The sequence below is a fragment of the Streptomyces sp. NPDC088097 genome, assembly GCF_044741845.1.
Classification (GTDB): Bacteria; Actinomycetota; Actinomycetes; order Streptomycetales; family Streptomycetaceae; genus Streptomyces.
On record NZ_JBIUTJ010000007.1, the window covers coordinates 309,084 to 315,258 of the forward strand.

Consider the following 6,175-nt stretch of genomic DNA (forward strand, 5'->3'; position numbering starts at 1 on the left):
CCCGCGCCACCAGGAGGCATCCGCCATGGCGGTACCCGAGACCACCGACGAGCAGCGCGCCGAGCAGATACTCGACGTGTTCGACACCGCGTTCGGTGAGCTGCTCGCCGCAGACCCCGCCGCCTTCCAGGTCAAGTTCCGCAAGATGGCGGCGTCGGCCTTCGCGTTCTACCGGGGCACGGCCTGCCTCTTCTACGCGGACCTGGAGCACGACCGGCACGGCGGTCCCTACCTGGACGAGCGCACCGGTCGGGTGTGGATCCACGGAGACCTGCACGCCGAGAACTTCGGCACCTACATGAACTCCAACGGTCGCCTGATCTTCAACGTGAACGACTTCGACGAGGCGTACGTGGGCCCCTTCACCTGGGACCTCAAGCGCTTCGCCGCCTCCGTCGCCCTGATCGGCTACACCAAGGCCATCGGCGACGAGCAGATCGGCGAGCTCGTACGGATCTACGCGCGGGCCTACCGCGAGCGGATCCACCGCCTGGCGGCCGGCGCCAAGAACGAGGAGGTCCCCTCCTTCACCCTGGACACCGCCGACGGCCCGCTGCTGGGGGCCCTGCGCGTCGCCCGCGCCCGCACCCGCTTCTCGCTGCTGGACTCGATGACGGAGATCCGCGACCACGAGCGCCGCTTCACCCCGGACGGCGGGGCGATCGAGCTGGACGCGGCGACCCGCTACAAGGTCCTCGCGGCCTTCGACGGCTACTTGGAGACCCTGCCCGAGGAGTCGCTGGTGCGCCCGGACTCCTACCGGGTCAAGGACGTGGTGGGCCGCCGGGGCGTCGGCATCGGCTCGGCGGGGCTGCCCTCGTACAACATCCTGCTGGAGGGGCACAGCGACGCCCTGGAGAACGACGTCGTGATCTACCTCAAGCAGGCGCAGACCCCGGCCGTGTCCCGGCACATCACCGACCGGGCGGTGCGCGAGTACTTCGACCACGAGGGGCACCGCACGGTGATATCCCAGCGGGCGCTCCAGGCGCACGCCGACCCGTGGCTGGGCTGGACGGAGCTGGACGGGTCCGGGCAGCTGGTCGCGGAGGTCTCCCCGTACGCGGTGGACCTGGACTGGTCCGACCTCGACGACCCGGAGGAGATCGCGGCCGTCGTCGCCGACCTCGGCCGGGCCACCGCCACCATGCACGCGTCGGCCGACGAGGCGGAGAGCGGCCAGTCCCTGGTGCCCTTCTCCACCGAGCGGGCCATCGACGCGGCCATCGCCGCCGACGAGGAGGGCTTCGCGGAGCTGCTCGTGGACTTCGCCCACGCCTACGGCAGCCGGGCGCGCGCGGACCACCAGATCTTCGTCGACCTCTTCCGCAACGGCCGGATCATGCCGTAGGTCCCCACCGGTCCGGGCCTGCCGGCCCGGATCCACAGGGACCCGTGGCACACTCGCGACGATGGACATATCAGGGCCGGGGCCGAGGGCACTGCGAGCCGCGCTGTTCAGCGCGCTCGTCGTGCTGCTCTCGGCGGGCTCCCACGTGCTCATGTCCCGGGTGCCGCTGCCGCCCGCGCTGGTCGCCGGGGCCTTCGCCGGGGTGTTCGCCCCGGCCTTCGCCCTGGCCGGCCGGGAGCGGGGCTTCGGGCCGATCGCCGCACTCCTGGTGCCGCTGGAACTGGCCACCGACACGGTGTTCACCGCCGGGCAGCACCTCTGCTACGGCCCCGCGGGCGGTCCGGTGTCCGGGCCGCTGCGCGCGCTGGGCCTGGAGGAACTGTGCGGCGGGCGCCCGGTCGGCGGTCCGCTGACCGGGGTCGCCGGGCCCACCGGGGATCCGGCCGCGCTGCTGGCCTCCCCGGGCCCGTGGACGCCCTGGCTGCTGCTGGGTGGGCACGTCACCGTCGGCCTGCTGGCCGCCGCCTGGCTGCGGCACGGCGAGCGGGCGCTGGCCCGGCTGCTGCGGGCGGTGGCCGCCTTCGCGTTCCGGCCGCTGCTGCCGGCGGTGGCCCCGGTGGCGCCGGCCGTCCGCCGGGCCGGGCGGGTGCCGAGCCCCCGGGCCCCGGGCGCGGGGGCCCGTACGCGCTTCCCGGCGCACTCCGTGGGACGACGGGGACCTCCCGTGCGCGGGGCGCTCGCGAGCGCCTGAACCGCGTACGGCAGTCCCCCCCCTCCCTCCCTTTCCCACGGAGTTCGTCATGAGCGCACGCAACAACCAGCAGAACAAGGCAGCGGCCCGCGAGAAGCTGCGCGCCGAGCGCGAGAAGCAGGCCAAGAAGGACCGGACCCGTCGGCAGCTGATCGTGGCCGGCGCGGTCGTCGGCGTCCTGGCCTTGGCCGGCGGCGTCGGCTACGCCGTCGTCCAGTCGAACCAGCCCGGATACTGGGAGAAGGCCGCCGAGGCCACCCTGGTCAAGCCGAAGAACACCACCGGCGACAACGGCACCACGGTCGTCATCGGCAAGTCCGAGGCGAAGAAGACCCTGGAGCTGTACGAGGACTCCCGCTGCCCCGCCTGCGCAGCCTTCGAGCAGTCGACCGGCGAGCAGGTCAAGAAGGACGTGGACGCCGGCAAGTTCAAGCTCCGGTACTTCGGCGCGACCTTCATCGACAACGCGTCCCGGGGCGAGGGCTCGAAGAACGCGCTGAGCGCGCTGGGCGCGGCGCTGAACGTCAGCCCCGAGGCGTTCCTCGACTACAAGGCGGCGCTCTACTCCAAGGACCTCCACCCGGAGGAGACCGTCGACAGCTTCGCCAAGGACGACTACCTCCTGAAGGTCGCGGACACGGTGCCGGCGCTCAAGGGCAACGCCGAGTTCAAGAAGGCCGTCGAGGACGGTACGTACGACCGGTGGGCGATGGAGATGTCCAAGGCGTTCGACAAGTCCGACGTGAAGGGCACGCCGACCCTCAAGATGGACGGCAAGAAGATCGAGACCCCGGCGACGCCGGAGGCCTTCACGGCGGCGATCGACAAGGCCATCGCGGGCTGACCGACCGAACCGGCCCACCGGCCTACGGCCGACGCGCGACCCGCGTCGCCACCGGCGATCCTCGTCGCCACCGGGCGGACGAACTCCTGGAGTTCGTCCGCCCGTTGCCTCCCCAGGGCTGTCCCTCGGCATGTACCGATCAGTAATGTGATCGTCCGTGACCAGTCATCCCACCTCTCCGGCCGACCCCGCCGACGGCGCCGGCCCCGCGCGGCCCCGCCGCCGCACGGTCGTGCTCGCCGCCGCGGGCGCCGCCGCGCTCGCGCCCCTCGCCGCCCTGGGCGCCCCGTCCGCCCAGGCCGCCACGGCCGCGCCCGCCTTCCTCCACGGAGTCGCCTCGGGCGACCCGCTGCCCGAAGGGGTCCTGTTGTGGACCCGCGTCACCCCGACCGCCGAGGCCGTACCCGGCTCGGGCCTCGGGCCCGTCACCGCCGTGGGCTGGGAGGTGGCCGAGGACAAGGCCTTCTCCCGCCCCGTCGCGAGCGGTTCCGTCACCACGAGCGCCGCCGACGACCACACCGTCAAGGTGGATGTGCGCGGTCTGCGCCCGCAGACCCCGTACTGGTACCGCTTCACCGCCGGGGCGACCGTCTCCCCGATCGGGCGCACCCTGACCGCGCCGGCCGCCGAAGCCACCACCCCGGGGCTGCGCTTCGGGGTGGTGTCCTGCGCCAACTGGGAGTCCGGCTACTTCTCGGCGTACCGCCACCTCGCCGCTCGGGCCGACCTCCAGGCGGTCCTGCACCTGGGCGACTACATATACGAGTACGCGAACGGGGCCTACCCCGAGGCCAAGTACACCGTCCGCGCGCACGAGCCGAAGCACGAGATCCTCAGCCTGGCCGACTACCGCACCCGGCACGGCAGGTACAAGACGGACACCGACCTCCAGGCCCTGCACGCGGCCCACCCGGTCATCGCGATCTGGGACGACCACGAGTTCGCCAACGACGCCTGGTCGGGCGGCGCCGAGAACCACACCCCCGGCGCCGAGGGCGAGTGGGCCGCCCGCGCGACGGCCGCCAAGCAGGCGTACTTCGAGTGGATGCCCGTACGCACGTCCACCGCCGGCACCGTCTACCGGCGGCTTCGCTTCGGCAACCTCGCCGACCTGCACCTCCTGGACCTGCGCAGCTTCCGCTCCCAGCAGGTCAAGGTGGGCAGCGGGGCGGTGGACGACCCGGAGCGCACCATCACCGGGCGGGCGCAGCTGGACTGGATCAAGGCCGGGCTGGCGGGCTCCGACGCCACCTGGAAGCTGGTCGGCACCTCGGTGATGATCTCCCCGGTCGCCTTCGCCTCCCTGCCCGCGCACCTGTTGGGGCCCCTGGGCAAGCTCCTCGGCCTGCCCGAGGGCGGTCTCGCGGTGAACGTGGACCAGTGGGACGGCTACACCGACGACCGCAAGGAACTCCTGGGCCACCTGAAGGACCGGGGTGTCAAGAACACCGTGTTCCTGACGGGCGACATCCACATGGCGTGGGCGAACGAGGTCCCGGTGAACATGGCCACGTACCCCGGTTCGGGCACGGCGGCCACCGAGTTCGTCGTCACCTCGGTGACCTCCGACAACATCGACGACATCCTGCACGTGGCCCCGCACACCGTCTCGCTGGTCGCCGAGGCGGCGATCAAGGCCGCCAACTGGCATGTCAAGTGGCTGGACATGGACTCCCACGGCTACGGGGTCCTGGACGTGACGGCGGAGCGCGCGCAGATGGACTACTACGTGGTTTCGGACAAGCGGCGCTCCGACGCGACCTCCGCCTGGGCGCGCTCGTACCGCACGCCGAACGGCTCGCAGAAGGTGGAGCGGGTCTACCAGCCCGTCAGGTGAGTTACTGATCGACTGTCAAATATCCTGTTGAAGGGGCCTCTCGACGCATTTCGGAGGCCCCTTCCGCATCTCTGGCAACAAATCTTTAACCTCCGAGTACTTGTCAGATCAATGACATGCACACGTAAGATTTTCGCCAGCGTGAGGAACGTCCTCACCCCCCACCACGCTTCGCGAGGAGTCACACGTGCGCGCTCTCGCCCGCATATCCCCCCTGCTCCGCCGCCGCCTCATGGGCACGGCCGTCTTGGCCTCGACCCTGGCGTTCGCCCCGCTGTCCGCCCCCGCCGCCGGTGCCGCCGTCGCCGCCAAGACCCCCGCCGAGGTCTGTGCCGACGGCGCGTCCGGCGCCGCCAACGCCCGGGTGGCGCGCCCCGCGGACCAGCACGCGGCCGACCCGAACGAGGTCAGCGACGCCCAGGTCAAGGCCATGGACGCCGACCTGAAGAAGAAGCTCGGCCAGATGCAGCTGTCCCCGCAGCAGGTCTACGGCTCGGGCGCCACCTCCGCCGTCGCCGTCACCACCATCCCGGTGTACGTGCACGTCATCACCTCCGGCACCACCACCGGCAAGCTGACGGCCGCCCAGATCAACAGCCAGATCTCGGTCCTCAACGCCGCCTACGCGGGCCAGGGCACCGGCAACGTCAACTCCGGCTTCCAGTTCTCGCTGGCCGGGACCGACTACACGAACAACTCGACCTGGTACACCGTCTCCGACGGCACCAAGGCCGAGAAGGACATGAAGACCGCCCTGCGCAAGGGCGGCAAGAACGCGCTGAACCTCTACACCGCCAACCTCGGCGGCGGCCTCCTCGGCTGGGCCACCTTCCCCAGCTCCTACGCCTCCCAGCCCACGATGGACGGCGTGGTCATCCTCAACTCCTCGATCCCCGGCGGCTCCGCCACCAACTACAACCAGGGCGACACCGCCACCCACGAGGTCGGCCACTGGCTCGGGCTCTACCACACCTTCCAGGGCGGCTGCTCGGGCAGCGGGGACTCCGTCTCCGACACCCCCGCCGAGTCCAGCGCCGCCTTCGAGTGCCCGACCGGCCGTGACACCTGCACCGCCGCCGGCGCCGACCCGATCCACAACTTCATGGACTACACGTACGACTCCTGCATGTACCAGTTCACCGGGGGCCAGGTGACCCGCATGAAGAGCATGTGGAGCGCCTACCGCGCCTGATCCGTCCCGGCTCCCGAACCACCCCCGCGCCTCCCCGCGCACGGGTACGACGGGAACGGCACGGAAGGGGGCCGCGGGGCCGGGCGGGGGGGGGGGGGGCCCGGCCCCCGCCCCCCCCCGCCCCCCGCCGCGGCGGCCGGCCCACGCCCCGCCCCCGAACCCCGCCCCCAAGCCCCGCGCGACCACCGGCCCCGCCACCG

5 protein-coding genes are annotated in these 6,175 nt (G+C 71.9%); all 5 read left to right on the forward strand.

What is annotated here, in order from left to right; all coding sequences use genetic code 11:
- Positions 1-25 precede the first annotated feature (25 nt).
- Entirely contained in the window at positions 26-1,351 is a 1,326-nt protein-coding gene (locus ACIOD1_RS22645; protein WP_365613454.1) for a DUF2252 domain-containing protein, read from the forward strand.
- 61 nt (positions 1,352-1,412) lie between these two features.
- A complete protein-coding gene (locus ACIOD1_RS22650; RefSeq protein ID WP_365613457.1) occupies positions 1,413-2,102 on the forward strand; it encodes a hypothetical protein in 690 nt (229 codons plus the stop codon).
- Between the two features lie 49 nt (positions 2,103-2,151).
- Positions 2,152-2,946 (forward strand): DsbA family protein, encoded by a 795-nt coding sequence (locus ACIOD1_RS22655; RefSeq protein ID WP_365613460.1) that lies wholly within the window; start codon positions 2,152-2,154, stop codon positions 2,944-2,946.
- A 157-nt stretch (positions 2,947-3,103) separates the two neighbouring features.
- Complete coding sequence (locus tag ACIOD1_RS22660) at positions 3,104-4,783, forward strand: alkaline phosphatase D family protein (protein ID WP_401904207.1); 1,680 nt, start codon at positions 3,104-3,106, stop codon at positions 4,781-4,783.
- 232 nt (positions 4,784-5,015) lie between these two features.
- Positions 5,016-5,975, forward strand: coding sequence for a zinc metalloprotease (locus ACIOD1_RS22665; protein WP_365614958.1), 960 nt, complete (start codon positions 5,016-5,018; stop codon positions 5,973-5,975).
- The last annotated feature ends 200 nt before the right edge of the window (positions 5,976-6,175 follow it).

Coding starts and splice junctions, on each gene's coding strand:
- ACIOD1_RS22645 (WP_365613454.1), top strand. CDS start 26: ATGGCGGTACCCGAGACCACCGACGAGCAGCGCGCCGAGCAGATACTC.
- ACIOD1_RS22650 (WP_365613457.1), top strand. CDS start 1,413: ATGGACATATCAGGGCCGGGGCCGAGGGCACTGCGAGCCGCGCTGTTC.
- ACIOD1_RS22655 (WP_365613460.1), top strand. CDS start 2,152: ATGAGCGCACGCAACAACCAGCAGAACAAGGCAGCGGCCCGCGAGAAG.
- ACIOD1_RS22665 (WP_365614958.1), top strand. CDS start 5,016: ATGGGCACGGCCGTCTTGGCCTCGACCCTGGCGTTCGCCCCGCTGTCC.